This is a genomic window from Shewanella sp. LC6 (assembly GCF_006385735.2).
In the GTDB taxonomy this organism is placed as follows: domain Bacteria; phylum Pseudomonadota; class Gammaproteobacteria; order Enterobacterales; family Shewanellaceae; genus Shewanella; species Shewanella xiamenensis.
On record NZ_CP043902.1, the window covers coordinates 3,912,951 to 3,939,849 of the forward strand.

22 protein-coding genes are annotated in these 26,899 nt (G+C 46.3%); 5 read left to right on the top strand and 17 right to left on the bottom strand.

Annotated features, from left to right (window positions below; all coding sequences use genetic code 11):
* Positions 1-455: 455 nt before the first annotated feature.
* Both FJD32_RS17630 and FJD32_RS17635 read right to left on the bottom strand, forming a co-directional pair.
* Positions 456-1,124, bottom strand: a complete 669-nt coding sequence (locus FJD32_RS17630) for a hypothetical protein (protein ID WP_037430411.1) — start codon at positions 1,122-1,124, stop codon at positions 456-458.
* 128 nt (positions 1,125-1,252) lie between these two features.
* Positions 1,253-1,927: a hypothetical protein gene (locus FJD32_RS17635; RefSeq protein WP_037430410.1), complete on the bottom strand. Its 675-nt coding sequence runs from the start codon at positions 1,925-1,927 to the stop codon at positions 1,253-1,255.
* A 197-nt stretch (positions 1,928-2,124) separates the two neighbouring features.
* Here FJD32_RS17635 and FJD32_RS17640 point away from each other — a divergent pair, with 197 nt between their 5' ends.
* Positions 2,125-2,358 carry a phage integrase N-terminal SAM-like domain-containing protein gene (locus tag FJD32_RS17640; protein ID WP_050991405.1) on the top strand — a complete coding sequence of 78 codons (234 nt, stop codon included), beginning with the start codon at positions 2,125-2,127 and terminating at the stop codon, positions 2,356-2,358.
* A 268-nt stretch (positions 2,359-2,626) separates the two neighbouring features.
* Here the strand turns inward: FJD32_RS17640 and dnaJ are convergent, their stop codons facing one another.
* Both dnaJ and dnaK read right to left on the bottom strand, forming a co-directional pair.
* On the bottom strand, positions 2,627-3,760 hold the full coding sequence (dnaJ, locus tag FJD32_RS17645; RefSeq protein WP_037414972.1) for a molecular chaperone DnaJ: 1,134 nt from the start codon (positions 3,758-3,760) through the stop codon (positions 2,627-2,629).
* 109 nt (positions 3,761-3,869) lie between these two features.
* The gene (dnaK, locus tag FJD32_RS17650) at positions 3,870-5,789 is read right to left on the bottom strand and encodes a molecular chaperone DnaK (protein WP_023268338.1); all 1,920 of its coding nucleotides are present in this window, start codon (positions 5,787-5,789) and stop codon (positions 3,870-3,872) included.
* Between the two features lie 286 nt (positions 5,790-6,075).
* Between dnaK and FJD32_RS17655 the strand changes: the two genes are divergently transcribed.
* The 3 genes from FJD32_RS17655 (at position 6,076) to FJD32_RS17665 (ending at position 8,009) form a co-directional block, all read left to right on the top strand.
* Positions 6,076-6,996, top strand: a complete 921-nt coding sequence (locus FJD32_RS17655; protein ID WP_037430408.1) for a DMT family transporter — start codon at positions 6,076-6,078, stop codon at positions 6,994-6,996.
* 123 nt (positions 6,997-7,119) lie between these two features.
* Entirely contained in the window at positions 7,120-7,596 is a 477-nt protein-coding gene (gene ybaK, locus FJD32_RS17660) for a Cys-tRNA(Pro) deacylase (RefSeq protein ID WP_088586009.1), read from the top strand.
* A gap of 110 nt (positions 7,597-7,706) precedes the next feature.
* Complete coding sequence (locus tag FJD32_RS17665) at positions 7,707-8,009, top strand: hypothetical protein (protein WP_088586010.1); 303 nt, start codon at positions 7,707-7,709, stop codon at positions 8,007-8,009.
* 58 nt (positions 8,010-8,067) lie between these two features.
* On the opposite strand, the gene FJD32_RS17670 is transcribed toward FJD32_RS17665, so the two are convergent.
* The 5 genes from FJD32_RS17670 to FJD32_RS17690 all read right to left on the bottom strand — a co-directional run bounded on the left by FJD32_RS17670 (position 8,068) and on the right by FJD32_RS17690 (position 16,999).
* A complete protein-coding gene (locus tag FJD32_RS17670) occupies positions 8,068-9,345 on the bottom strand; it encodes a glutamate-5-semialdehyde dehydrogenase (protein WP_088586011.1) in 1,278 nt (425 codons plus the stop codon).
* A gap of 12 nt (positions 9,346-9,357) precedes the next feature.
* Positions 9,358-10,476: a glutamate 5-kinase gene (proB, locus tag FJD32_RS17675; RefSeq protein WP_037414989.1), complete on the bottom strand. Its 1,119-nt coding sequence runs from the start codon at positions 10,474-10,476 to the stop codon at positions 9,358-9,360.
* A gap of 177 nt (positions 10,477-10,653) precedes the next feature.
* Positions 10,654-11,943, bottom strand: a complete 1,290-nt coding sequence (locus tag FJD32_RS17680; RefSeq protein ID WP_037414991.1) for an NCS2 family permease — start codon at positions 11,941-11,943, stop codon at positions 10,654-10,656.
* A 409-nt stretch (positions 11,944-12,352) separates the two neighbouring features.
* Positions 12,353-14,542: a TonB-dependent siderophore receptor gene (locus FJD32_RS17685; protein ID WP_055647154.1), complete on the bottom strand. Its 2,190-nt coding sequence runs from the start codon at positions 14,540-14,542 to the stop codon at positions 12,353-12,355.
* Between the two features lie 918 nt (positions 14,543-15,460).
* Positions 15,461-16,999, bottom strand: coding sequence for a peptidase M17 (locus FJD32_RS17690; RefSeq protein WP_037427051.1), 1,539 nt, complete (start codon positions 16,997-16,999; stop codon positions 15,461-15,463).
* Between the two features lie 218 nt (positions 17,000-17,217).
* Here FJD32_RS17690 and FJD32_RS17695 point away from each other — a divergent pair, with 218 nt between their 5' ends.
* On the top strand, positions 17,218-18,681 hold the full coding sequence (locus tag FJD32_RS17695; RefSeq protein ID WP_037427053.1) for an aminoacyl-histidine dipeptidase: 1,464 nt from the start codon (positions 17,218-17,220) through the stop codon (positions 18,679-18,681).
* Between the two features lie 169 nt (positions 18,682-18,850).
* Here FJD32_RS17695 and dinB read toward each other — a convergent pair whose 3' ends face one another.
* From dinB to nqrE, 8 genes are all read right to left on the bottom strand, one after another.
* Complete coding sequence (gene dinB, locus FJD32_RS17700; protein WP_069453369.1) at positions 18,851-19,930, bottom strand: DNA polymerase IV; 1,080 nt, start codon at positions 19,928-19,930, stop codon at positions 18,851-18,853.
* 174 nt (positions 19,931-20,104) lie between these two features.
* Positions 20,105-22,108, bottom strand: a complete 2,004-nt coding sequence (locus tag FJD32_RS17705) for a methyl-accepting chemotaxis protein (RefSeq protein ID WP_069453370.1) — start codon at positions 22,106-22,108, stop codon at positions 20,105-20,107.
* A 297-nt stretch (positions 22,109-22,405) separates the two neighbouring features.
* A complete protein-coding gene (gene bfr, locus FJD32_RS17710; RefSeq protein ID WP_088586012.1) occupies positions 22,406-22,873 on the bottom strand; it encodes a bacterioferritin in 468 nt (155 codons plus the stop codon).
* 9 nt (positions 22,874-22,882) lie between these two features.
* A complete protein-coding gene (gene bfr / locus FJD32_RS17715; protein WP_069453372.1) occupies positions 22,883-23,356 on the bottom strand; it encodes a bacterioferritin in 474 nt (157 codons plus the stop codon).
* A 238-nt stretch (positions 23,357-23,594) separates the two neighbouring features.
* Positions 23,595-23,819 (bottom strand): (Na+)-NQR maturation NqrM, encoded by a 225-nt coding sequence (gene nqrM, locus FJD32_RS17720; RefSeq protein WP_011071354.1) that lies wholly within the window; start codon positions 23,817-23,819, stop codon positions 23,595-23,597.
* Positions 23,820-23,830: 11 nt separating this feature from the next.
* Positions 23,831-24,889, bottom strand: a complete 1,059-nt coding sequence (locus tag FJD32_RS17725) for an FAD:protein FMN transferase (RefSeq protein WP_037415060.1) — start codon at positions 24,887-24,889, stop codon at positions 23,831-23,833.
* Positions 24,890-24,987: 98 nt separating this feature from the next.
* The gene (gene nqrF, locus FJD32_RS17730) at positions 24,988-26,244 is read right to left on the bottom strand and encodes an NADH:ubiquinone reductase (Na(+)-transporting) subunit F (RefSeq protein WP_037427058.1); all 1,257 of its coding nucleotides are present in this window, start codon (positions 26,242-26,244) and stop codon (positions 24,988-24,990) included.
* Positions 26,245-26,290: 46 nt separating this feature from the next.
* On the bottom strand, positions 26,291-26,899 hold the full coding sequence (gene nqrE, locus FJD32_RS17735; RefSeq protein WP_006080469.1) for an NADH:ubiquinone reductase (Na(+)-transporting) subunit E: 609 nt from the start codon (positions 26,897-26,899) through the stop codon (positions 26,291-26,293).

Below are 26,899 nucleotides of genomic sequence, written 5' to 3' on the forward strand. Positions count from 1 at the left end.
AAGCCTTGGGATAGTTGTTTCGTCATATCCAGTGACGTATCGGATTACCAACTATCGACAAGCAATGATTGAGTTAAAGGTTTTTAAATCAAAGTCGTGGGTCTTCAACCCACACCCGACCAAGAGGGGATCAACAGCAATCCCCTCTTGGATCTCCCTTGCCGCCCTAGCGAAGTTACATGCATTAGAGACTGGCTTCGTGCTTATTCGAAAATCGCTAACGCTTCCGATGGTACATCCTGTACCCCGAAAGCTAACTCGGCATCCATGCCTCGCTCACGCGATTTCCTTCAACGCCCTTCAGCAACTTCGCAGGGGAAGGTGAACTCCTGAAATTACTGTGTCAGCTGTTAATCTTGAAAGAGTTCCGCCTGTCCTTTCTTTTGTGTTTCTTTTGTTCTGCCACTAGAGAATGAACTACTTTTTGTGCCTGTTCTGAAATTGTTTTATTGATGCTATCTCAGAAGTAAATCTTCTTGCACATGATTAATGTTTGACGGAGATCCTAATACTTTAAACACGGCCTCAACGAATTCAAATGAAGATTTACAAGCCCATTCGGCATACTCGCTTTGTTCCCACGTATGTGCTTTGTGATTGTGATTTTTACCGAAAATAAGCTGGTTCAGTTCAATCCAATAATTACCCTTGTGAGAGCTACCTTTGCGCATTAGCTCCTTAGATCCAGAGTCCAGCCAAGAAGCCTTATAGTGAGTAATGTTGTTCCTCAAAGTAATCAGGGCCTTTACATTTTGGCTTTCAGGACAACCTCTACTTATTGGTTCAAAACCCGCAGCAACTAAAAATATGTCATATTTCTCAAGTATATTGGCTCTATCTATTGCATCGATTTCTGACAACGTTTTGATTAATTTCTTACTTTTGTCCGTGACATTAGCTAACCAAGCATTTGAGTCCCTTTCCGATTCAGCAAACAACTCATTTATTGTTGCCTCCAAAAATGCGACAGCAGAAAGTATTGAAGCTCCCACATGGGAGGCTATTTCGCTCCTATTCAGTTGATTTTCATTATTTTCTATACGGGCAGCAAGTCTGGAAAAATGAGCGGCTGATTTTGCGTGATGTATAGATAAATATGTACTCATTAAAATTTGTATTTGCATTTAAGAATCAACCTATAAAATCCTATACAAGTCGGTGGTTAGTAAAAAATCTTCGCGTTTCTTATTACTAGTGTTTATCGCATACATAACACCGCGCTCTACGGAAATTTACGAGCACCAACTATTTGCTATGCTCTGAGATCAAACCAAATTTGTTCGCCATCATCACTCTGTAGTTTAAAATCGGTATTTTTAAGAATTAGATCTGAAAAGCCATCATGACTATTGAATATATAGTAATCAGTCTCAGTTGTAGAACATTCACCAAACAAAAATCTATATTCGCGTTGATATGCATAATCCAGAGCTTTAACCAAATTTCCCCACTTTGATCTGTCTCCAGTGTATTCAACCTCACCACAAAATAGTGGTTTATTACTTAAGCCTTGTAACTTGGAAACCAGTGGCTTTAGATTTTGAGCAGGTAAGAACGCGTAATGAGTCCCAAATTGAGCTTTCATTTTAGCCACATCATCTTTCAGCTTTTCTAGAGCTTCCAGATCCTTAGGTAAACGCAGTGAAAACCAGCAATGCATCCAAGCATCTTTTTCTTTTCGATTATGTACTGTTATCCCTAAAGCATCGCTAATATCAATATCACCAAATTTGGCTATGATTGGCGAGTCGCCTCGATCTTTTCTATAAGAGTATGCGCAGCTCTCAAACTTGTCTGAAACACCTTCTTGCTCATCAAGCCGATAAACTTCTGGAGGTGTACAGTGGAAACAACCATCTCGTAAACTATCAAGGAAATCTTCGTTCCTGAAGAATTTTACTAGACCTAAAAACTGATTTGATTCCATGTTTTCAACCTTGATTTAGTGCATAACTTTAGTCAAGAGGCGGGCTTTAGAACGTCCCAGTGAACGAAGCGAACAGTTGAGCCACTTGTTGAACGAAGTCGCTTTTTGCCAGGAACAAGATAAAGCCATCTTTTTCCCTACATTCAAAATACTTGCTAGACGCAACCTGCTTCGGCCGCACACCTAGAAATATCATCATGGACATTCACGAACAACAACGCTTTGATTTACCTGATGAACAACATCTTACCCACTTAACCTTGCATGGCAAGAGGTCTGCAACCATTGATGTCTATAGCCAAGCGATACGCCGAATTGCGACTTATTTTGATTGCCGCCCAGCCCACTTGACTACATATGATTTGAAGCGCTATTTTGCCGATTTGATTGCCTCCCATTCATGGAGCACCGTTACAGGAAAGATCGGCTAGACAGAACATTTATCAGGTATACGCAGGACTTAAAAAGAATTAAGCACTGCCATGGAAGTGACCGTTGACGGCATGGATGCCGTCGTCGAGCCCTCAGGGAAGAGTTTATGGCGAGTCACTGAAATGACAGTGCTTAATTGATTGCTGCGGACAGAGTTTGAAATTTGAGCATGCAATCAAGCATAAAAAAGCCCCGCTAGTGCTAAACACTGCGAGGCTTTATTTATCTCGTGCGCTGCTAACATAACCGCTGCGCCACCCAACCTAATTAGCTATTTAGGTCTTGGAAAAACTTCTTCACGCCATCGAAAAAGCCTTCAGCCTTTGGGCTGTGCTTCTTTGATTCGCCGGTTAAGGTCGCTTCAAACTCACGCAGTAATTCTTTCTGACGCTCGTTTAGGTTGACTGGCGTTTCCATCACGACTTTGCAGAGCAAATCGCCAACGGCATGGCTGCGAACCGATTTAACCCCTTTACCACGCAGACGGAACATACGGCCCGTTTGCGTTTCGGCAGGGATCTTCAGGCTGACTTTACCGTCCAGTGTTGGCACTTCAATCTCGCCGCCGAGCGCCGCTTTACTGAATGAAATCGGCACTTCGCAGTAGAGGTTGTTGCCATCGCGAACAAAGATGGCATGTTCACGCACACTGACCTGAACATATAAATCGCCCGCTGGCGCGCCAAACTCGCCCGCTTCACCTTCACCCGCTAAACGAATACGGTCGCCAGTGTCGACACCTGCTGGGATCTTAACTGACAATGTCTTCGTTTTTTCGACACGGCCATCGCCATGGCACTTAGTACAAGGATCTTTAATGATCTTGCCGCGTCCATGACAGGTTGGACATGGCTGTTGTACGGTGAAGAAACCTTGGCGCATTTGCACTTGGCCTTGACCATGACAGGTTGTACAAGTGGTCGCCGAAGTGCCTTTTTTCGCACCGCTGCCGTCACACACATCACAGCTAGCTAAGGTTGGAATACGCAGTTCTTTGGTGAGGCCTTTTACGGCTTCTTCCAGTGATAACTCTAGGTTGTAACGTAAATCTGAGCCGCGGGCCGCTTGGCGTTGACCGCCACGACGTCCACCGCCGAAAATATCGCCAAAGACATCACCGAAAATATCGCCGAAATCTCCCGCGCCGCCGTAGCCACCACCGCCGCCGCGATTCGGATCCACACCCGCATGACCAAATTGGTCATAGGCCGCTTTTTTGTTGGCATCGGTAAGGATTTCGTAGGCTTCTTTAACTTCTTTAAAGCTCGCCTCAGCAGCTTTGTCGCCAGGGTTGCGATCGGGGTGAAACTTCATCGCCAAACGCTTGTAGGCTTTTTTAATTTCACGTTCGCTGGCGTCACGACCAACGCCTAATACTTCGTAATAATCTCGCTTTGACATAATCTCATGCTTCTCAGCTTAAGTTGAACGAACGGGCGTTAGGGTTTCCCCGTAACGCCCGCCTAGAAATTAACTATTTGAAATCAATCAATTTGATTGAGAGCAAATGTTATTTCTTGTCGTCTTTCACTTCTTCAAATTCAGCATCGACAACGTCATCGGCAGTCGCGTTAGACTGTTTAGCAGCACCTTCTTGTGCGCCGCCTTGAGTTTGAGCTTTAGCCTGAGCAATTTCCATCAGCTTAGCAGACGCTTCAATCAGCTCTTGAGTCGCTTTTTCAATGGCTTCTTTGTCGTTGCCTTTTGCTGCAACTTCAACTGCGCTCATTGCCGCTTCAATCTTAGCTTTGTCGTCTGCTGGCAGTGCATCGCCCGCTTCTTCAACTTGTTTCTTAGTTGCGTGAACTAAGCCATCTGCTTGGTTGCGAGATTGCACTAACTCTTCAAACTTCTTGTCTTCTTCAGCGTGGGCTTCAGCGTCACGTACCATTTGCGCCACTTCTTCTTCGCTTAAGCCAGAAGAAGCTTTGATGGTGATGTTTTGTTTCTTACCGGTTTTCTTATCGGTTGCAGAAACATGCAGAATACCGTCAGCGTCGATATCGAACATCACTTCGATTTGTGGCATGCCACGTGGTGCTGGCTCAATACCGTCAAGGTTGAACTGACCTAATGACTTGTTCGCGCTTGCTTGCTTACGTTCACCTTGCAGTACGTGAATGGTTACTGCACTTTGGTTGTCATCGGCTGTTGAGAACACTTGCTGTGCCTTAGTCGGAATAGTAGTGTTTTTCTCAATCAGCTTGGTCATTACGCTGCCCATGGTTTCGATACCCAGAGACAGTGGTGTTACGTCTAACAGCAGAACGTCTTTCACGTCGCCTGACAGTACGCCCGCTTGAATCGCAGCACCTACGGCTACGGCTTCGTCTGGGTTTACGTCTTTACGAGGTTCTTTACCGAAGAAGTTAGAAACCGCTTCTTGAACCTTAGGCATACGGGTTTGACCGCCCACTAAAATCACTTCGTTAATGTCTGATACTGATAAGTCAGCGTCAGCCAGTGCCACTTTTAATGGCTCTAAGGTACGAATGATTAAGTCTTCAACCAGTGACTCTAACTTAGCACGGGTGATTTTCACCACTAAGTGCTTAGGACCTGTTGCATCGGCAGTGATGTATGGCAGGTTCACTTCAGTTTGGTTGGTGCTTGAAAGCTCAATCTTCGCCTTTTCAGCCGCTTCTTTCAGACGTTGCATTGCTAATGGATCTTTACGTAGATCTAAGCCTTGCTCTTTCTTGAATTCGTCAGCTAAGTAGTTGATTAAACGGTTGTCAAAGTCTTCACCACCTAAGTGAGTGTCACCGTTAGTCGCTAATACTTCGAAGGTTTGGTCGCCGTCGTTGCTGTCGATTTCGATGATCGAGATATCGAATGTACCACCACCTAAGTCGTACACTGCAACGATGTTGTCGCCTTGCTTCTTGTCGATACCGTAGGCCAGAGCTGCAGCCGTTGGTTCGTTGATAATACGTTTAACTTCAAGACCTGCGATGCGGCCAGCATCTTTAGTGGCTTGACGTTGTGAATCGTTAAAGTATGCAGGAACGGTAATTACCGCTTCTGTCACTTCTTCACCTAAGAAGTCTTCTGCTGTTTTCTTCATCTTTTTCAAGATTTCAGCAGAAACTTGTGGTGGAGCCATTTTGTTGCCACGTGATTCAACCCAAGCATCACCGTTGTCGGCTTGGATAATTTTGAATGGCATGATGTTCACGTCACGTTGAACTTCGTCATCTTTGAAGCGACGACCGATCAAACGCTTGATCGCGAAGAATGTGTTATTTGGGTTAGTTACAGCTTGGCGTTTTGCTGGCTGACCCACGATGGTCTCATCATCGGTGTAAGCGATGATAGACGGAGTTGTGCGATCGCCTTCAGCATTCTCTAATACGCGTGCTTTGCCACCATCGAGGACAGCTACACAAGAGTTTGTTGTGCCTAAGTCGATACCAATAATTTTACCCATGAGGTCCTCCGAAAAATTTCTGTCAAACTAAATTAATAAGTTGGTTTTGATATGGGGCCGGACGCATTTTTTTCAAGTCCACTGTTGGCCACCTTCTCAGCCTTAACACCTATATTGGGACAGGGAATTTAATTACAAGGGCCATACAAAAAATTTTCTGATTTATCTTTTCGAAAAACTCAGCTGTATAAAATATTCAAAATGGTAAAATCCGCTTGCATATCAACAATAGCTGTTATTCAATCTGCGCACATTGAGTGGCGGTTTAAGTACATAAGGTAAGAGTGTGAAGTCTTCAAATTTGGCGTATGTGTACGGCATGGCTGCGGTATTCCTCTGGTCGACGGTGGCAACCGCCTTTAAGATTGCCCTCGGATTTTATAGCCCGTTGCAACTGGTGTTTGTGGCGGTACTCACCTCTATCGTCGCCCTTGGCGCCATTCTCGCTTGGCAAAAAAAGCTACCGCTACTTAAAGCGCAGCTGTTACGTCGCCCGACTTTTTATCTGATCACTGGGCTGATTAATCCCTTTCTTTATTATGTGGTGCTGTTTAAAGCCTATTCACTGTTACCCGCCCAGCAGGCGCTCTCACTTAATTATACCTGGGCGGTATTGCTACCGCTGTTAGCTGCGCCACTGCTAAAACAACATTTACGTAAGAGCGATATGATTGCGGCACTGATTGCCTACTCTGGGGTATTTATTATTGCCACTGGCGGCGATATTAGCGGTTTTCGCTTCGATAGCCCCCTTGGCATTGGGCTGGCGCTGACTAGCACCCTGCTCTGGTGCCTATATTGGATTGTGAACACCAAAGATCAAGGCGACCCCGTCGTCAGCCTACTGTTGAGCTTTTTAATCGGTTTACCCTTTATTACCATCACGCTGTTACTTACCGATGCGATCCCTAGCTTTAGCATTAAAGCCGTGATGGCGGGGATGTATGTCGGCTTATTTGAAATGGGGATTACCTTTGTACTCTGGTTAATGGCGCTTAAAACTGCGACTCGTACCGCCAATATCAGCACCTTAGTGTTTTTATCGCCGGTGATGTCGATTGGTTTTATTGCTTGGATTTTGCAAGAAACCATCGCCACCGCAACCTACATTGGCCTAGGCTTTATTTTAAGCGGCATGATGTTGCAGCAGTTATTCCCGCGCTATCTGGAGCGCAAAACCAAACTCAATACCAAACTTGCGGACTAAGCAACGGATAAGGTGCCTTACTCGGGTATAGATAATTTATGCCCGAGCTAACATTTTAAACGCCAATAAAGAGCTACTATGGCGGACTTTTATTGCCCCAGAAATTGACGCAAGGAGTAAAGCATGACACCTGCCGTACAAATGGCAAAGAAAGCCAAAATCCCCTTTGAAATCTTAGAATACAGCCACGACCCACACTGCGCCGCCTACGGCGAAGAAGCCGCCAATGTATTAGGCCTCGCTCCCGCGCAGGTATTTAAAACCTTACTGGTCGCGACCGATAAAGCGCATTCGCCGCTTGCGGTTGCGCTCGTTCCGGTTGATCATCAACTCAATTTAAAAGCCGTAGCCAAATGTTTAGGCCAGAAAAAACTGCAAATGGCCGATGCGGATTTAGCGCAAAAGTCTTCCGGCTATTTGGTTGGAGGGATCAGCCCGTTAGCGCAAAAGAAGCAACTGCCAACGCTGATTGATGAAACTGCGAAGCAATTTGACAACATCTATGTCAGTGCTGGTCGCCGTGGGCTTGAGATATGTCTCGCTGCAAATGACTTAGCGAAGTTGTGCCGCGGATCATTTGCCGATATTAAAACCCTATAACTTAAACTCGGTCTAGAAAATTCTTTTACACGCTATCCATAAAATCATTGAAAAGCCCCCCTTAACCGTCTATAAATTAAACAATCGGTTAAGTGACTAAGGATAGTCATATGGAAAAATCAACCCATTGGAATCAAGAAGATGGCATAACCCCTATCGGTTGGGTTGCCATGCTGGTGTGTATCGCCCTTTTTATCTACGAGCATTTTTGGGGGAATGGTTTTACCACCATGGTGGTGATGCTCTATTGCAGTTTTTTACTTCCGTCGGTATTACTGACTCGCAAAGTGCAAGAGAAGTATTTTATCTATACCTTGGAATATATCCGGCCCTTTCGAAAATTCACCACAGTGATGTCAATCGCTTTTGTATGTTTATGGCTGATTGCCACCTATACCCCACTTATCCACTAAGATAAAGATTTACCACTAAAAAGCCGCTTTTCAGCGGCTTTTTAGTGTACCAATCAGGCTATGAACGACTCGTATAATCGCCCCACGCTAACCACTTATAGGTGGTTAGCGCCTCAAGCCCCATTGGACCACGGGCATGGAGCTTTTGCGTACTCACTGCCACCTCGGCACCTAGGCCAAATTGGCCGCCATCGGTAAAGCGGGTACTGGCATTTACATACACAGCGGCCGAATTAACCTCATTCATAAAATACGTTGCAGCATGGATATCATCGGTCAGAATCGCCTCAGAGTGTCCACTGGAATAGGTACGGATATGGGCAATTGCTGCATGAATATCACTCACCACTTTAATGCCTAAGGTCAAAGATAACCATTCGGTCGCAAAGCTTTGCTCCGTTGCCGGGGAAATATCAAACCCCAACCCATCGAGCAGTGTATAGCTTTGTTCGCACACCGAAAAACGCACACCTAAACGATGTAAGTATTCGGCAATTTGTGGCACAAAGCGCTCGGCAACAGCGTTATCCACCAGCAAGGTATCCAGAGCGTTGCATACCGTTGGGCGCTGCACTTTTGCGTTGGCAATCACCTCAAGAGCCCGCTCAAGATCGGCATGTTTATCGACATACAGATGGCAGATCCCAATGCCACCTAAAATCACCGGAATTGTCGCTTGCTCGGCGCAAAGACGCTGTAAGGCTTGTCCGCCACGGGGGACTATCATATCGACATATTGGTCGAGCTTAAGTAACCCTGTGACTAAGGCTCTATCGGGAGAATCAATCAATTGCACCGCATCGACAGGCAGCCCTTGGCTTGCAATCGCGCCACGGATCACTTCACTAATCAGTTTGTTGGATTCGAGGGTCTCTTTTCCGCCACGTAAAATCACCGCATTACCGGTTTTAAGTGCCAACACCGCAATATCGACCGTTACATTCGGCCGTGCCTCATAGATAACCCCAATCACCCCAAGCGGGACTCGGCGGCGCGTGAGCCTTAAGCCATTGTCCAACACTCGGCTACCGAACTCTTCGCCAACGGGATCGGCAAGGCGAACCACATCGCTAATGTCACCGATAATCCCCGCTAGGCGCGACTCGGTCAGTAATAGACGGTCGATCATCGCATCACTCAAACCATCAGCCTTTGCGGCTACAACGTCCTTGGCGTTCGCCGCAAGAATAGCCTGAGTGTTCTGCGTCAAGGCCTCGGCAATCGCCTCGAGTAAATCCGCTTTCTGTGCGGCGCTTAGATTTGCTAAGGCATAGCTGGCTTGCTTAGCTTGACTACCCAGTTGTTGTAAATATTGCGCTTGATTAGTTTGACTCAAAACAGACCTCGCTTATAAGACGACCATGTCGTTGCGGTGCACTATTGCGTCACCATAATCGTAACCGAGTACAGACTCGATTTCGTCGGAATGTTTACCTGCAATTAACCCTAAGGCCTCACCACAGTAACGAGTTATGCCTCTGGCAATGATTTTGCCTTTTTGGTCAACCAATTGCAGGGTTGCCCCGCGTTCAAATTCCCCTTTAACGCCAATAATGCCCTTCGATAACAGGCTGCGACCTTTTTCGGTCACGGCTTTAACGGCGCCCGCATCGAGCACCAGTGAACCTTGGGCGGCGGGTCCCGCTAAAATCCACTGTTTACGGCTCTCTAACGGATTTTCGATGGCACTAAAATGGGTGCCAATGGATTCTTTAGCGACCACCTTTTTAATCACATCAGGATGATGGCCCGAGGCAATGACCACTTCAATCCCCGCACGACGAGCGATATCGGCCGCTTCGAGCTTAGTCGACATCCCCCCGGTGCCTAACCCCGAGACCGAACCACCCGCTAACAGGCGCAAACTGTCATCAATTTTCTCAACCTGCGAAATCAGTTTGGCATTGGGATTGGTGCGTGGATCAGCATCGAATAAGCCCTTTTGATCCGTCAACAAAATCAACAGATCAGCATCACACAGCAATGCTGCGCGCGCTGACAAGTTGTCGTTGTCACCCACTTTGATTTCGTTAGTTGCAACCGCATCATTTTCATTGATGATGGGGATAATATTGTGTGCCAGCAAGGCATTAAGCGTATCGCGGGCATTCAAATAGCGCTCTCTATCGTGTAGGTCTGCACGGGTCAACAGCAATTGGCCCACATGTAAACCGTAGATGCTAAAGAGTTGCGCCCAAGCGAGAATAAGCTGACTCTGCCCGACAGCGGCTAATAACTGTTTGTTAGCCATAGTGTCGGGCAATACCGGGTATTGGAGATGTTCGCGTCCTGCGGCAATTGCCCCAGAAGTACATAATACGACTTCGACCCCTGATCTCATCAGTGCGGCCATTTGACGAGCAAGCTCAACCATATGGGCTTTATCTAGCTGTTTACTGCCAGAGGTCAGCACACTCGTCCCCAACTTCACCACCACGCGGCGATACGCTATCTCACTTAAGTTCATTATTCATTTGTAGAAAATAACCGTACAATCCTTATACCTAATCCGCTAGATAATTGGTAGTCAGAGGGCTGGATGCGGGTAGAAATTTTCAATTCTGCTTGGGATCGCGCATTAAAAAGGGCCATCGATTAGATGACCCTCAAAAAATATCCCTTAAACGGCAACTCGTTCTAAGTATCAGCCGTAAATAAATTTCGCAATAAACATCGCCGCGAGCACAAGCACACCGATATTTAAATCGCTAAACCGACCCGTTAACAGTTTGATGGCCGCATAGGAAATAATTCCCAGTGCAATCCCCGTCGCAATCGAGAAGGTCAGCGGCATCAGGATACACACCACGACTACAGGCGCAGCCTCAGTTAAGTCTTCCCATTCAACGTGAACCAACCCTGACATCATCAGAATAGCCACATAAAACAGCGTACCTGCCGTGGCATAGGCGGGGATCATCCCTGCTAAAGGCGATAAAAATAATGCCAAGATAAACAGCAAACCAACCACCACCGCCGTTAAGCCAGTTCGACCGCCCGCACTCACCCCAGCAGTACTTTCGATATAACTGGTGGTGGTAGAAGTCCCCAAAGCTGCTCCCGCAATCGTCGCTAAACTGTCAGCGGTTAAGGCACGATTTAATCGAGGTAAACGGCCCTTTTCATCGAGAAAGCCACCACGCTGTGCAACCGCAACCAAGGTGCCTGAAGTATCAAACAAATCCACAAATAAGAAGGCAAACACCACTGAGAGCATCGTTACTTCAAACACTTGGGATAAATCCATCGCCATAAACGTGGGCGCAATTGAAGGCGGCATAGAGACGATGCCGTTGTAATGCACATCGCCAAACACCAATCCAAGCCCAGTAATGATCAGGATACTTAAAATCACCGCTGACTTCATGCCACGCTGCACCATAGCAATAATCAGGAAGAAACCTAATACAGCCATCACCGCCGGAAACGCAGTAATATCGCCCATGGTCACTAAGGTTGCAGGGCTTGCCACTACAATGCCTGCACTCTTAAGGCCGATCAGCGCTAAGAACAGACCAATACCCGCAGCAATACCAATACGCAGCGACATAGGAATACTGTTAACAATCCACTCGCGAATACGCACTAAAGATAGGATTAGAAAGCAGATCCCCGATAAGAAAACCGCACCGAGTGCCGTTTCCCAGCTGTAGCCCATCTCACCCACCACAGTGTAGGTAAAAAAGGCATTGAGTCCCATACCTGGGGCGAGCGCGATAGGATAATTCGCCATCAGACCCATCACGATACAACCTACGGCCGCAGCTAAACAGGTAGCCACAAACACGGCGCCATGATCCATACCCGCATCGGCTAACATCATGGGATTCACAAAAATGATGTAGGCCATCGTCATAAATGTTGTCAAACCTGCTATCGCTTCCTGCTTGAGGCTCGTTTGATTTTGTTTCAGTTTGAACAGCTTTTCTAACATGGAACTGGGTTCCTTTTATTTTTAAGTAGGTAGGGTCTAAAAATGTAAACACTATGTAGCAGTGTTTTTCGCAGGGGATTATAGGGAGTTTGTGCTGGTCAGGCCAGAAAATTGATAGGGATTTTATTGATAGAAATCGCTAAACAGAACAAAAAACCACCGCACTTAATTTACATTAAAGTTCACTGTAAATAGGGGTTAGCATACCAGTCTTAATCTAGGAAAAATTCAAACGTCGTTCAGGATTAACAGCGCATTGTTTTTAAAGCGAAATAATCACAAAACAGTACAATGGTTTTCCCATACAGGCATATTAGGCTGCATCTGCGCAGCCTATGGGATCGAAGTCGATAGCAAAAAGCCAGCGCCCTTAAGGGCATCGGCTTTTTGAGTTCAACGGGAAAAATGCTTAAAAGCGATAGTTAAAGCTGACGGTAAAGTTACGTGGAGCACCGTAGTGATACACACTGTAAGCTTCTGGTAAATAACTAGAGGTTGACATATAAGCGTAATATTTCTCATCCAGCAAATTCTCTACGTTAAACTGCAAATCCATGTTTTCAGCCAGATCGTAGCGCGCCATTAGATTCACCAAAGAATAGGCATCCTGCGTGATAGTGACATTGCCACCTGTAGAATAACTGTCGCTTTGCCAATTCACTCCACCACCAATGGTTAACTCTGGCAATAAATCCACAAATTGATAGGTAGTAAACAGTTTAAATTGCTTACGTGGACTGGTTGTATCCAACTTATTTCCTTCAGCATCTTCGGCTTTAAATTGTGAATAGCCAGCTGAAATATTCCAACCGTCGATAAACTCCCCAACCACTTCTAACTCGAAGCCCTTACTTTCCGTACCTTGGATAGCATAGTATGCGGTCGTTTGGCCGTTGGCGATTTGCTCTTCAGTCGGTACAAAGTCCGGGTCTTGTTTACCAAAGTTATCCTGATCGATTTTAAACAATGCTAACGATGTGTGCAGACGGTCATCTAAATACGCACTTTTTAAACCAATCTCATATGCTTTCCCCTCTAATGGGTCAAGATAATCACCACTTGCATCCTGTTTATTCTGCGGATTAAAAATCCCGGTATAACTGGCGTAAATACGATGCGCGTCATTGATATCGTACAAGGTGCCAACATAGGGCACAAACACGCCATCATCACCAAAGTTAGTATCGGTACCATAGCTCACGCCTTCACGGTTCCAGCTTGAAATACGTCCACCGGCAATCAGTTTAAAATCATCGGTAATGGTCAAGCGGGTCGCCGCGTAGAAACCTTTTTGCTCGGTATCCATATTCAGTTGACGGTTCGCATTGCTCGACCATTCAGGCTCAGCAAACTGATTTTGTTGCCATTTGTAGAAGTTATCGACCACTTGTGAGTCCCAACCCGTCATATTGTCACGGATAGGCTCATAGGTATCAGCGTAGGATTTTTGCTTACTATACAAAGCCCCCGTCACAAACTCATGGGTTTGACCAAAGAGGTCATAGTCGCCCTTAAGCTGCACATCAAAGTTATTCGAGTTACTTTCACCATGGCTGTGATAACGCTGACCACTAAGCCCCGCCCCCGTGTCTTTATCGAGTAAACCCGACATGTAAATCATCTTAGTGGTGGTTTCATATTCCATGCGGTTGTAGTTGGCCACCACTTGCCAGCCATTGCTAAAGTAATGATTTAGGTTAGCAAAGTAGTTAATGTTTTTAGTTTCCCAGCGGCTCCAATCGGCGGCTGTAGTGGTCGATGTATCCCAATCTGTGGCAGAACCATCGCTAAAGACGGCGGGCAATGCGCCCCACATCGCCCCTTTCGGATCGTTGTGGTTATAGCTACCACCGACACGCAGTAAAGTGTTGGCGGTGATATCGCTATCGACAACACCATAGAGAATGGTTTTACGGTCTTGATATAGATCTTGATAGGAATCGCTATTCACATACTTAGCGACCAAACGGCCACGCACACTACCGTCTTCATTCAGACCATTAGACACATCCGCGGTGACTTGTTTTTTATCCCAACTTCCAGTGGCGACATCCACATAACCTTTAAGATCAGAACTGTCAGCATGCTTACGCACTAAGTTAATCGAGGCGGAAGGATCGCCAGCGCCAGTTAATAATCCGGTAGCGCCACGCACGACTTCAACGCGCTCGTAGATAGACACATCTGATACCGTTTCGCCAGCATCACCGCCTAAACTCCAAGATAAAGGCACACCATCAATTTGATAGTTTTGCACGGTAAAACCGCGGGCCGAAAAACCGTTACGCACATTGTCGGTTTTTGAAGATGATAAACCCACAGTGTTGTTGACCACATCGACCACAGTATTTAACGCCTGATCTTCAATTCGATCTGCCGTCATGATACTGACCGACTGAGGCGTTTCTCGTAATGTGAGTCCTAGACCTGTCGCGGTATCAATATTGCGACTCACAGTGTATTTACCCATCACTGTGATTTTTTCGATATTTTGATCTTGTGCCTCTGTTTTAGAAGAGGTTTGTTCTTCAGCCATCAATGCCAAAGGATTCAAGGCTAGCGTGACCGCAGCCGCCAGAGGAAGTAGATTAAAACGCATAGTCGTTCAGCAAGTTTTGTCAAGGTGCGCATACGGTAACACCATTGAGAACGATTTGCATTTGTATTTTATGTGACAAATGTAACAAATTCATCATTCTTAAGTCGTACAAAAAGATGAATAGATTAATGACAAGGTTTTATGTTTTAAAAACAGCTAATTAAATTAACTATTGCGAAGAGTAGTCATCGCAAGATGGCCGCAAAAAATTTTACGTTTATGGGAAGGAATGAGAGGCATTGCGTCATAACGACAGAAAAAGCTAAAAAAAAGCCTGCTCAATGAGCAGGCAAGACATGTTTCAAGCGTCCCTTTCGGGGAAGTACATTACCGCGCTAGCGGGAAAAACCTGGCATACCCATGCAAAAACACCGATATGCTACTTGAGTCTAAACACGCCCAAAAAGGCGATACAAAGGTTGATGGATGATGGAAACTAGGTTTAAAGGGATAGTTAGCCCTTAAAGCTCATAGCGAATAAACCGCCACGCAAAACATCAGTGTTAAACCAAGTATTTTGCCAATAAAAATGGTTGTTGCCTGTATAAGACATAGTCAATTACTCCTAAGTAAAGTTGAGATTAAGTACTCTAGTAAAGCTTGGCTCGGTTCCTTGGAACTAGAGATTCTCAAATCCGTTGAGACGACTTGTCACTCGGGTCCTTGGAGAAGGGTATCCATCCTGGATAGACTAGAGGGGAAAGGCTTAATGCCCTGTCCACGAAAACTATTATATGTTTTCGTAGTTTTATTACAAGCTTTTTTTGTATTTATTTTGATTAAGGCTTTTTAATGTAATTAAATTACACAAACCATCAAAAATATTGGCGACCTGCATCACATAAAAACAGAAATAACCCTGTAACCACCTAATAAATAAGATATTACAGAATTATTTCTATTTGTTACGTTATTTCGTTAACGATTGATCAGATATTGATACAAACTAACCAAGGGGCTGGCAGTGGGTTTACCGTAGAGCGGATCGCCCTCAGTTGCACTGCCCGCAATATCTAAGTGTGTGTAAGCTAAAGGAATAGCGGCATTAACACCGTGTTCAAACAGACCTGACGCCTTAAGTAGAAAGGCTGCAGGATATTGATGCCCGCGGGCAGTTACTGAAGACGGCGCATTGTTTGAAGATAAAATATCAGCCGCCCCAGACACTTCGCGGATCTTGGCAAAATCCTCACGGCGTAATGTGGAAACCTCAAAGGGTTCGCCCCAGTGGCTCGCTTGTGACGCAAGTGTCTGCGCGCACAGTGCACCACTAGCGACCGCATTTTCAATCGCTGCGGGATAATTACCGTAGCAGCGCACCACATGTCCCGTGAGCGTCGCAACCGAAAACAGCTCAGGCTTAACAGCCGTTACTGCTTTGATCCGTAGATGGCTTAACAGGTCTGCCAATACTAAGCGCCCTTCCGCATCCGTATTACCAATGCGTACCCGCACGCCCGCATGGCTGGTGATAATTTCGTCGGTGACAAACGCTTCGCTGCCAATGCTATTACGCACTAAACCCAGTTCGGCAATTACGCGGATCCCTTTAGGCTTAAGCATAGACAAGGTTTTAAATAACCCAGCCACTGCAGCGGCGCCGCCTTTATCGCGGCTCATGCCTGCCATTGCGCCGCCCACTTTCAGATCGGCGCCGCCCGTATCGTAGACCACGCCTTTGCCAGCAAATAAGAAGGTACGAGTAATCTCACCGTCGGGCAGATATTCGAGTTTCACCACCCGCGGTTGATGCCGGCCAACAGCAAAGGAAGAACGCGCCACCGCACTTAACAGCGGATAATCCCGTTCAAGGATATCCCGATCTTCCACCAATGCGGTTTTAATCACACTGCCTTTAAAGGCTTGCAAACAATATTCAGCAAAGGCCTTCGCCGACATACGCTCAGGCTCAGTACCACATAAATCTCTTGCCAACACACGGCCAGCTTCTAATGCGTTGAGCAATTGACTCTTTTCAGATGATAACGACAATAAACCTATCGCTTCAAAGGCCGGCGTTAAACCTGTCGCCTCACGTAACTCTAAGGTTTGCCATAATTCTTGACCACAGGCCAACGCCGCGACTTCGGTCGCAAAACCAAACTTAGGGGTTGCTGAAGGAACAACATAAAGCAGCGGACGCTTAGCCCCCGCGTCTTTGGCGATAGCAATCGCGGCTCTTGCCGCATCGCCATAAATACGCACATCGGCATAATCATCAGTCACTTGAGTGACGGGCGCTATGATTAAACGGCCACCGGCTAAACCGGGGGCAAACAGTAACGTCGGGCTCTTACCAACCCGCTTATCGACCTTAGCACCGTGCTCGGCCAACAAACTGATCTCATCAATTCCGATAGAAACGAGATCCGGTGTGACCACCACAACCGCATCCCAACCTTCGCCATCAAAAATGGAATTTTCTGCTTGTACATCAATAAAGTTAACTTGAAACATGACCCATCCTTTTTCATTATTGTGCCAGCATTATTCCCGCTATAACGCTTAATTACCAATCAAAAAATCGCTTTGCCACTATCGAAAATACAGAGGGTGGCAACTTTCGCTGCCACAAACGCACACGGAGTTATCGAGATGATTAATCGCCCGAGCAGAATGTGTTAGGATTAGCGCAAATTTGCCCCATACCCACAAGACCTGATGAGGGACCTTCTGTGACAGCGTTAAGTCAGTTATACCCACAGCCTTTATGGCAATGGTTCGAACAAATCTGTGCAATTCCCCACCCTTCCAAATATGAACAAGCACTCAGCCAACACATCCAAACCTGGGCTAAGAGCAAGCAACTCGATGTAGTAGAAGATGCCGTCGGCAATTTAATCATTCGCAAACCCGCAACTGCGGGAATGGAAGATCGTAAAGTCGTTGTGATCCAAGCCCATATCGATATGGTGCCGCAAAAAAATGCCGACAAAGTGCATGACTTTACCAAAGATCCTATCGAAGCCTATGTTGACGGTGACTGGGTAAAAGCCAAAGGCACAACCTTAGGCGCCGACAATGGCATTGGTATGGCATCGGCCTTAGCGATTTTAGGCTCAGATGACATCAAACACGGTCCACTCGAAGTACTGCTCACCATTGACGAAGAAGCCGGTATGACAGGCGCCTTTGGACTACAAGCAGGTATGCTTGATGCCGAGATCCTGATCAACACCGACTCAGAGCAAGAAGGTGAGATCTACATGGGCTGCGCTGGCGGTGTCGATGCTCAGATCACTTTGCCTATGGTATGGCAAGCGTCGGAGCAAAGTTATGCATCATTTAGCCTGCATTTATCGGGCTTAAAAGGTGGTCACTCTGGGGTCAACATCCATTTGGGTCGTGGCAACGCCAACAAGATTTTGGCGCGCTTCCTGTTCGAAAATGCCGATGAATTAGCCCTAGAGTTAACCCAATTTACCGGTGGTTCACTGCGTAATGCTATCCCACGCGAAGCCAATATCAGCTTTATGTTACCTGCTGAAAATGTCGATGCACTGAATGAAAAAGTGCGTGCTTTTGAAGCCTTAGTCCGCGCCGAGCTGGCCATTGCCGACCCAGATATGCGCTTAGTATTGAGCGAAATCCCAACGCCAAAACGCGTGATGAGCGAAAACAGCCAAAATACCCTTATCGACTTATTGCATGTTTGCCCTAACGGGGTAATGCGCATGAGTGATGAAGTAACTGGCGTAACCGAAACCTCACTCAACGTTGGTGTGATCAGCACTAACGATGAAGAAGTCAGCATTCTTTGCTTAATTCGCTCGCTCATCGATTCTGGCCGTAGCCAAGTTGAAGGCATGCTTACTGCGTTAACCAACTTAGCGGGTGCAGATATTGAACTTAGCGGTGCTTACCCGGGTTGGAAGCCAGACAACACTTCGCCGGTAATGGCAATTGTGCGTGAGACCTATGAGTCAATCTACAATAAAGAACCGGTTATTATGGTGATCCACGCCGGCCTTGAATGTGGTCTGTTTAAAAAGCCCTATCCAGAAATGGACATGGTGTCGATTGGCCCGACCATCCGTTATCCGCACGGCCCAGATGAAATGGTCAATATCACCACCGTTGGTCAATACTGGGATCTACTATTAGCCGTGCTAGAGCGCATTCCCGCTAAAGGTGAATAGTCGCTACAGATGAATAGTCACTAAGCAGACTTAAATGACAAAGGCCGCAGAGAGTTCACCAATGCGGTCTTTTTGTACCTTTTATTTATGCACTGCGTAAGGCTTATTATCGCGTTAACTAAGTTAGGTTTGATTAGCGCTGAGCGAGATCCGCCCAGTAAGATTGATATTAAAATACCAAATCCAACTGCTTAGTCTCGCGAGCCATGATTGGCTGAAGCGTATCTTTACTCTCGGCGAGTCCAACAGAAATCCCGAGTAATCGAATTCCACGGCCCTCTTGCCTTGCCATTGCTTGGCTCAGTAACTCATAAAACATCACTATGGATACCTCGTCACTGCGATGCTCGATTGTGGTCTGTTTAAAGTCACTGAATTTAAGCTTCACCACCTGCTTATGGATTTGTCGATCCTTGGCACTACGACTTAGGCGAGTTGATAACTCTTGTATTAATCCCGACATTACCTGCTGGCACTGCTCGAGGCTGTAAATATCCTGCGCCAACGTAGTTTCAACGCCGACAGATTTACGCTCGCGACTCACTGATAACCCACGCTCATCAATCCCATGGGATCTTTCAATTAATACAGCACCAAATTTGCCAAAACGAGTAATAAGGTCTTGTTTTGGATAAGTTTGTATATCGCCGCAGGTATTCAACCCTAAAGAGGAAAGTTTTTCTGCGGTGACTTTCCCCACACCGGGGATCTTGCGTAGGGATAAGGTTTTAATAAACTCAGGAACCTTGTCGGGCGAAATAACATACAAACCATTAGGTTTATTTAAGTCAGAGGCCACCTTGGCGAGGAATTTAACAGGAGCAACGCCAGCCGAAGCAGTAAGCCCTGTTTCGGCCAAAATATCATGGCGAATCGCTTCTGCAATCAGAGTTGCAGAGCCCTTAAACAGCTTGCAATCGCTAACATCTAAGTAGGCTTCATCGAGGGAGAGGGGTTCAATCAATTCAGTATATCGAGAGAAGATAGCGCGAATTTGTTGCGATACCTCCTTATAGACCTGCATTCGACCGGGGACAAGGATTAAGTCAGGGCACAGTTTAAGCGCATAAGCCGTTGCCATAGCAGAGCGCACACCAAATCGGCGCGCTTCGTAATTACAGGTGCTGATAACCCCTCGCCGCTCACGGCTACCACCAACGGCCAGCGGTTTACCACGGTATTCGGGAAAGTCTCGCATTTCCACCGCAGCAAAGTAGCAATCCATATCAACATGAATGATTTTTCGCACTAAAGGTTCCTCCAACACCCAAAATACTGTATATAAAAACAGTAATCAAGTATCTAGGACATATTTACGCAGTCGCGAAGTTCATCTATCGACTCAAGCATCCTTATCCAAGCATAACATTCCCAAAAAAGCCAAAGGAGCGCTAAGGCTCCTTTGGTTTTAAAACAACAGCGTTTAAATTTTAAATTGACCAATATTACGTGTCAGTTCTCGAGTTGCTTGCTCAAATCCTTGTAGACTTTGGGAGAGATCTTGGCTTGACAATAGGGATTGATCGGATAAACCACGCACGCTCACCACGTTTTGCGCCACTTCATCGGCAACCACTGCCTGCTGGCCTATCGCCACGGTAATTTCCACCGTTTGCTGCTGAATCGACACAATCGCACTGGCGATATCACTTAAGGCTTGCTCCACTTGTGTGGTCAAGTCTTGTCCGACCCTTGCCTGCTCAACCCCAGACTCCATCACCTGCTCGGCTTGTAGCGCGCTCTGCTGCAGGGTTTGGATAATCCCTTGAATGTTGGCGGTAGAATCTTGGGTGCGGGATGCGAGAGTTCGCACTTCATCGGCCACCACAGCAAAACCTCGGCCTTGCTCACCCGCCCGCGCTGCCTCAATGGCCGCATTGAGCGCCAGCAAGTTGGTTTGGTCGGCAATGTTGCGGATTACGCTTAACACTTCGCCAATTTGCTCTGAGCTGCTACGTAACTCCTTGATGACTTTAGCCGCCTCAATCACTTGAACCGATAATGCCTTCATGCCTTCGGTCGCGCGGGACACAATTTGAGTACCGTCATGGGCCTGAGTCTGTGCCTTTTCGGCAAAATCATTCGCCCGTTGAGCGCTAATCGCCATTTCTTGGCTCGTCTGCGCCATTTGGGTAGCGGCCGTGGCCACTGAATCGATTTGTTGTTTTTGCGACGACACTGAAGAGACGGCTAGATCGCACACTTGGCGCGCATCCATCACCCCGGTGCCAACCTCTTGAGTAAGATGTCGGGTATGCAGCAGCATCTGCTGCACCTTTTCGGCAAAGCGGTTGAAGGCATCACCCAGCTTGCCTAACTCATCTTCGCGCTCCATTAAAATGCGTTGGGATAAATCACTATCACCCTCAGCAATGTCTTCCATAGCATCCAGCAATTTGCCAAGCTGGCGTCTAAAGGGCAACAACATCAACCATACTGTGATGCCAACCAAGAGCATAATTCCTAAGGCAACAAAACAGGCATTCCAAAAGGCTTCGGTCACAGGCGCTTCAATCACCTCATGGGGCAACATAAAGGCTAAGTGCCATTTCTGCTTTGGATAATCGCCGCCCACGGACACAAAGGTTACCCGCTGCGGCACTCCGTTAAAGGTGACTTCGGCAAAGCCCTTCGCTTCGCGCTGCATTTGCTGCCTTAAGGCGGTAAAGCCTGAGGTGTCCTTAAACTGGTTATCGATTTGATTCGCAAGTGAGCCCGGCGGGAATTTATCCGAGAATCCAGGGAAATAAACCAGCTTACCTTCGTCCGTCATCAGGAAGGCTTGGCCGTAATTGCGGTATTTGATTGGCGCTAACAGGGTTTTGCCAATGGTATCGATTAGAATATCCATACCACCAATCCCAATCAGCTCACCATTGGCGCCATAGACTGGGGTTTTAACTGTGGCCGAAATCGAGCCATCGTTGGCATCGACCGCAGGATCGCCCACAAATAGGCCGCGCTGATCGATAGCCTCCTGCCACCAAGGACGTTTATTGGTGTAATAGTTTGGATCGCCATCGAAACGGCCATTGAGGTCGAAATATTCAAAGGTATTTGCCGAGCCGAAGAACACTGACTTCACATCGCTATCACGGTCGGAAAACGAGCGGAAATAACGAATAATATCTTGATACTGCTGATCATTGGCTAAGTTACTGCCACGGGCATGGTATTGGCTAAACCAGTTGATAAGCCCTGGCTCGGCAAATACTGAGTGGATCACTTGCCCCTTAGCCACAAAATAACCACCAATCTCATTGGCCTTTAAGGCTACGAGCGCCGAAATGTCCGCATCCACTTGCTTACGTGTGTTATTACTTTCTTTATTCACGAGCAAAGCAGCAACTAAAGTAAGAAGTACAGCAAGGGCACCGACGATAGTGACCACTAACTGCAAACTTAGAGAACGTTTTATATATCTCATTCATCTTCCCGTCTGGCTGATCAACCACTTAACAAAAAATCATGCAAAAACAGTTTCACACGGTAACAATTTTTACCCGCCAACAACAGCCGAAATGATGAGAAAAAACGTAAACAAGTATTTGTAAAGAAAAGACATTAGCAAATAATAGGAATCACTAAACAAAGGACTTCCATCAGAAGATCCCATTACTATCACTAACTTTTACAGAATGTTAGACCAAATACTCAAAATCCCAATAAAAAAGCCAGTCACGGAATGACTGGCCTGAGTGTTTGAGCCGCGCTACTGACGCTATTACATCTTAGTTTGCAGGTAATTCGCTAAACCAATACGGTCAATCAAACCGAGTTGTTTTTCTAACCAATACATATGGTCGGATTCGGTATCGTCGAGTAAGACTTCTAAGATCTCACGGGTTTGGTAATCTTTCTTCGACTCACACAGGGCAATCACCTTACGTAAATCATCGCCCACCTTGTATTCATAGGCCAAATCGTTACGCAGCATCTCTTCGACGTTTGAACCGATATTGAGCGCTTCCCGTGCGGCCACATTCGGCACGCCTTCGAGAAATAAAATACGCTGTACCAGTTTGGCCGCATGACCTTTTTCATCATCCGACTCGTGGGCAATACGCTGATAGAGTTCGTTCAGCCCCCAGTCTTCGTACATATGAGCATGCACAAAATACTGATCCATCGCCGATAATTCTCCCGTTAGGAGTCGATTCAACGCGTCGATGACTTCTTTATCACCTTTCATATTCAGCTCCTATGACTCACTAATTTGCGATTGAAGATAGTTTTGAATGCCGGTTAAGCTAATCAGCTCCTGCTGCGATTCGAGCCAATCTAAATGCTCTTCTTCATCTTCAAGGATATCTTCGAGCAGATCACGACTGACAAAATCCTGCTCGGCTTCGCAGAGGCTAATGGCATCCCGCAACAGTGTGAGTTGTTCCTGCACCATGGCTAAATCGCAATCGAGCATCTCTTGAGTGTGCTCGCCAATACGCAGTTTTTCGAGCTGTTGCAGATTCGGTAATCCCTCTAAAAATAATACCCGCTCGATAAGCTTATCGGCGTGCTTCATATCTTGGATGGATTTTTTGTATTCGACGTGATTTAGCTTCTCGAGGCCCCAATGTTTGAACATTCTGGCGTGGAGAAAATATTGATTAATGGCCGTTAACTCACAGGTAAGTACCCGATTGAGTTGTCCCACCACTTTAGGATGACCTTTCATAAGTAACTATCCTTGATATGAGTGAAAGATTGATCTAAATCAAGCCTCTAGCCTAGTACAGTTTTCAACCCAACTCAAATTTTCTTTATTTTTCATAAACTTAAAGATAAAAAGCATTCTCATTATCGCTTAGATTAGCCCGCTATCCTCCTCATATATCAGGGATTAATTTTAACGATGCTAAATTTGAGGCAAAAAAATAGCCTCCAGAGGAGGCTATTTTAGTTGAAGCGGATAATTAAATGATCCGGTCTTTGGTTAACTTCGCTCGGCGCGCTTCTTCAGCGGCCATACGACGCTTACGCTTGTCGCAGGGATCATCACAATCGCAGGCTTTTTCAATCCCTAATACACCTAAACCGCCACAGCTTCCTTCCACGGCTTTGCGCTTGATGAGATAACCTATCGACATAAGCAAAAAGAACAGTAATAAAATCACAAATGCCGCGATAAAAGTGCTCATGTTAACTCCAACTACTTAAGGAAAGGCTTGAAGGCGTCACTGTAGTAGACTTTAAATCCTTCGCCTTGCTTTTCTATTAGCATTATCGCCAAGTGTTCTTTCTTGGCAAGCTCCAATGACGCTTCTGTGCCTAAAACCATCATCGCCGTCGCAAAACCATCGGCCGTCATACATTCTTTATGCAAAACGGTCACAGATGCTAACTTATGATTGATAGGCAAACCGGTACGCGGATCGATTATATGGGTAAAACGTTGACCTTCTTCCTCATAATAATTGCGGTAATCCCCCGACGTCGCCATGGCCATAGTGCCCGGTTCTATCACCTGCTGTACCGCCATGCCCTCATCGGTCGGCTTCTCTATGGCGACACGCCACGAACTGCCATCGCCTTTGGTGCCTTTAATGCTCAGCTCGCCACCAATTTCAACTAAGTAACCCGTTGCGTGATATTTATCTAAAATAGTAGCCACTTTATCAACGCCAAAGCCCTTGGCGATAGATGACAAATCCACGTACAAATGGGCGTTATGCTTGCTTAAGCGATTGCCTTCGATAGAAAGCTCACTGATACCCGTTTTAGCCTTAGCTGCATCAATCTCGGCTTGAGTCGGCACTTTGGTTGGGCGCTTATCGGGGCCAAATCCCCATAAGTTCACCAGCGGCCCTAAGGTAATGTCTAAGGCTTTGTCTGTCACGTGATACAAACGCATGCCTTCTTTAACCACTTTGACAGTATCCGGCGACACTTCGACACTTTGCTCAAGCGGTAACTGGTTGAAACGGGACAATTCTGAATTAGGTCGATAGGTCGACATCTGGTTATTGACTTGCTCTAGGGCTAGGTCAATTTCGGCCTGCAATAGCTGGGCCGTAGGCATTTGCTCATTAGGAACCACTTTAATATGGTAAGTCGTGCCCATTGTGCTACCCGCGAGGGAGATAACCTCATCCTGTTTGCTACAGGCTGAAATAAAAAAGGCTAGACCTACAAGGACCAGCCAGTTCACTGAATGCTTCAACACTGAGGTTTTTAACACAGGGGTTTTTAACGCTAGGGTTTTAAACATAGTGACTAACAACTCTTTTGGATGCCCTTTAATGCAAAAGTTGCAGATGAGAGCTTTACTCCACATCTGCAACTCTTCTCACCTTGGGCTAATTCACATTAGCCGCCGAAGTCATCCAATAGGATGTTTTCGTCTTCGACACCAAGATTTTTCAACATACCGATCACGGCCGCGTTCATCATTGGAGGTCCACACATGTAGAACTCACAATCTTCTGGCGCTTCATGGTCTTTCAGGTAGTTTTCATACAATACGTTATGGATGAAACCTGTGTAACCATCCCAGTTATCCTCAGGTTGAGGATCGGACAGGGCCACATGCCATACGAAGTTGTCGTTTTCAGCCGCTAAGCCGTCAAAGTCTTCTACGTAGAACATTTCACGCTTAGAACGTGCACCGTACCAGAAGCTCATCTTACGCTTAGACTTCAGACGCTTCAGTTGGTCGAAAATGTGTGAACGCATTGGTGCCATACCCGCACCACCACCGATAAACACCATTTCTGCATTGGTATCTTTCGCGAAGAATTCACCGAATGGACCAGAAATAGTAACTTTATCGCCAGCCTTTAGGCTCCAAATGTAAGATGACATCTTACCGCATGGTAAGCTCAAGTTACGTGGAGGTGGCGTTGCGATACGCACGTTTAACATGATGATGCCGAACTCTTCTGGGTAGTTAGCCATTGAGTAAGCACGGATCGTTTCTTCGTCAACTTTAGATTCAAGATTGAAGAAACCAAAGTGCTCCCAGTCACCACGGTATTTTGCTGGTACGTCGAAATCAGCATATTTAACATGGTGTGCTGGCGCTTCGATCTGGATGTAACCACCCGCACGGAACGGAACAGATTCACCATCAGGAATTTGCAGCTTCAGTTCTTTAATGAAGGTAGCCTTGTTATCGTTAGAGATAACAGTACATTCCCACTTCTTGATACCGAAGATTTCTTCGTCAAGCTCGATTTCCATGTCGTTCTTAACGTTCACCTGGCAAGACAGACGACAACCTTTACGGGCGTCACCCTTGCTGATGTGGTCCAATTCTGTTGGCAGAATATCACCGCCGCCAGACTTAACCACTACGCGACATTGGCCACAAGAACCACCGCCACCACAGGCACTCGATACGAAGATACCGTTGTTCGCCAGCACGCCTAACAGCTTGCCACCGGCACCGGTTGTAATCGCTTTTTCAGGATCGTCGTTGATGCCGATCGTGATGTCACCGCTAGACACTAGCTTAGATTTAGCGAATAAAATCACTAACACTAAGACTAGGACGATAGCAGTAAACATACTCACACCGAGGTAAACCTCAAGCGGAGTAGATTTAAAAATACCAAGAATATCCATTAACTTATCCTTAGAAGGTCCAATTCAAGAAGCCGTTTGGTGTCTCTTACAGAGACACACCAGAAAACGACATGAAACCTAAGGCCATTAAACCAGCGGTGATAAAGGTAATACCTAAACCACGCAGGCCATTGGGCACATCGGCATACTTCAGCTTCTCACGGATACCGGCCATCAATACGATAGCTAATGCCCAACCTACTCCAGAGCCGAAACCAAACACCACACTTTCGCCCAGTTTGTAGTCACGCTCAACCATGAATGATACCGCACCGAAAATCGCACAGTTCACAGTGATCAGAGGTAAGAAGATACCTAACGCGTTGTACAAAGGAGGAAAGTACTTATCCAGTGCCATTTCCAGAATTTGAACTAAAGCCGCAATCACACCGATAAAGGTAATGAATTTCAAGAAGCTTAAGTCAGCTTCAGGTGCACCAGCCCAAGCCAGTGCGCCAGGCGCTAACAGCCCTTGGTAAATAACTTGGTTAGCAGGAACAGAGATAGTTAACACTACAACTACCGCAATCCCTAGGCCCATCGCGGTAGTCACTTTCTTTGATACCGCTAAGAAAGTACACATACCTAAGAAGAAGGCCAGTGCCATGTTTTCGATGAAAACAGAGCGAATTAACAGGCTAATATAATGTTCCAT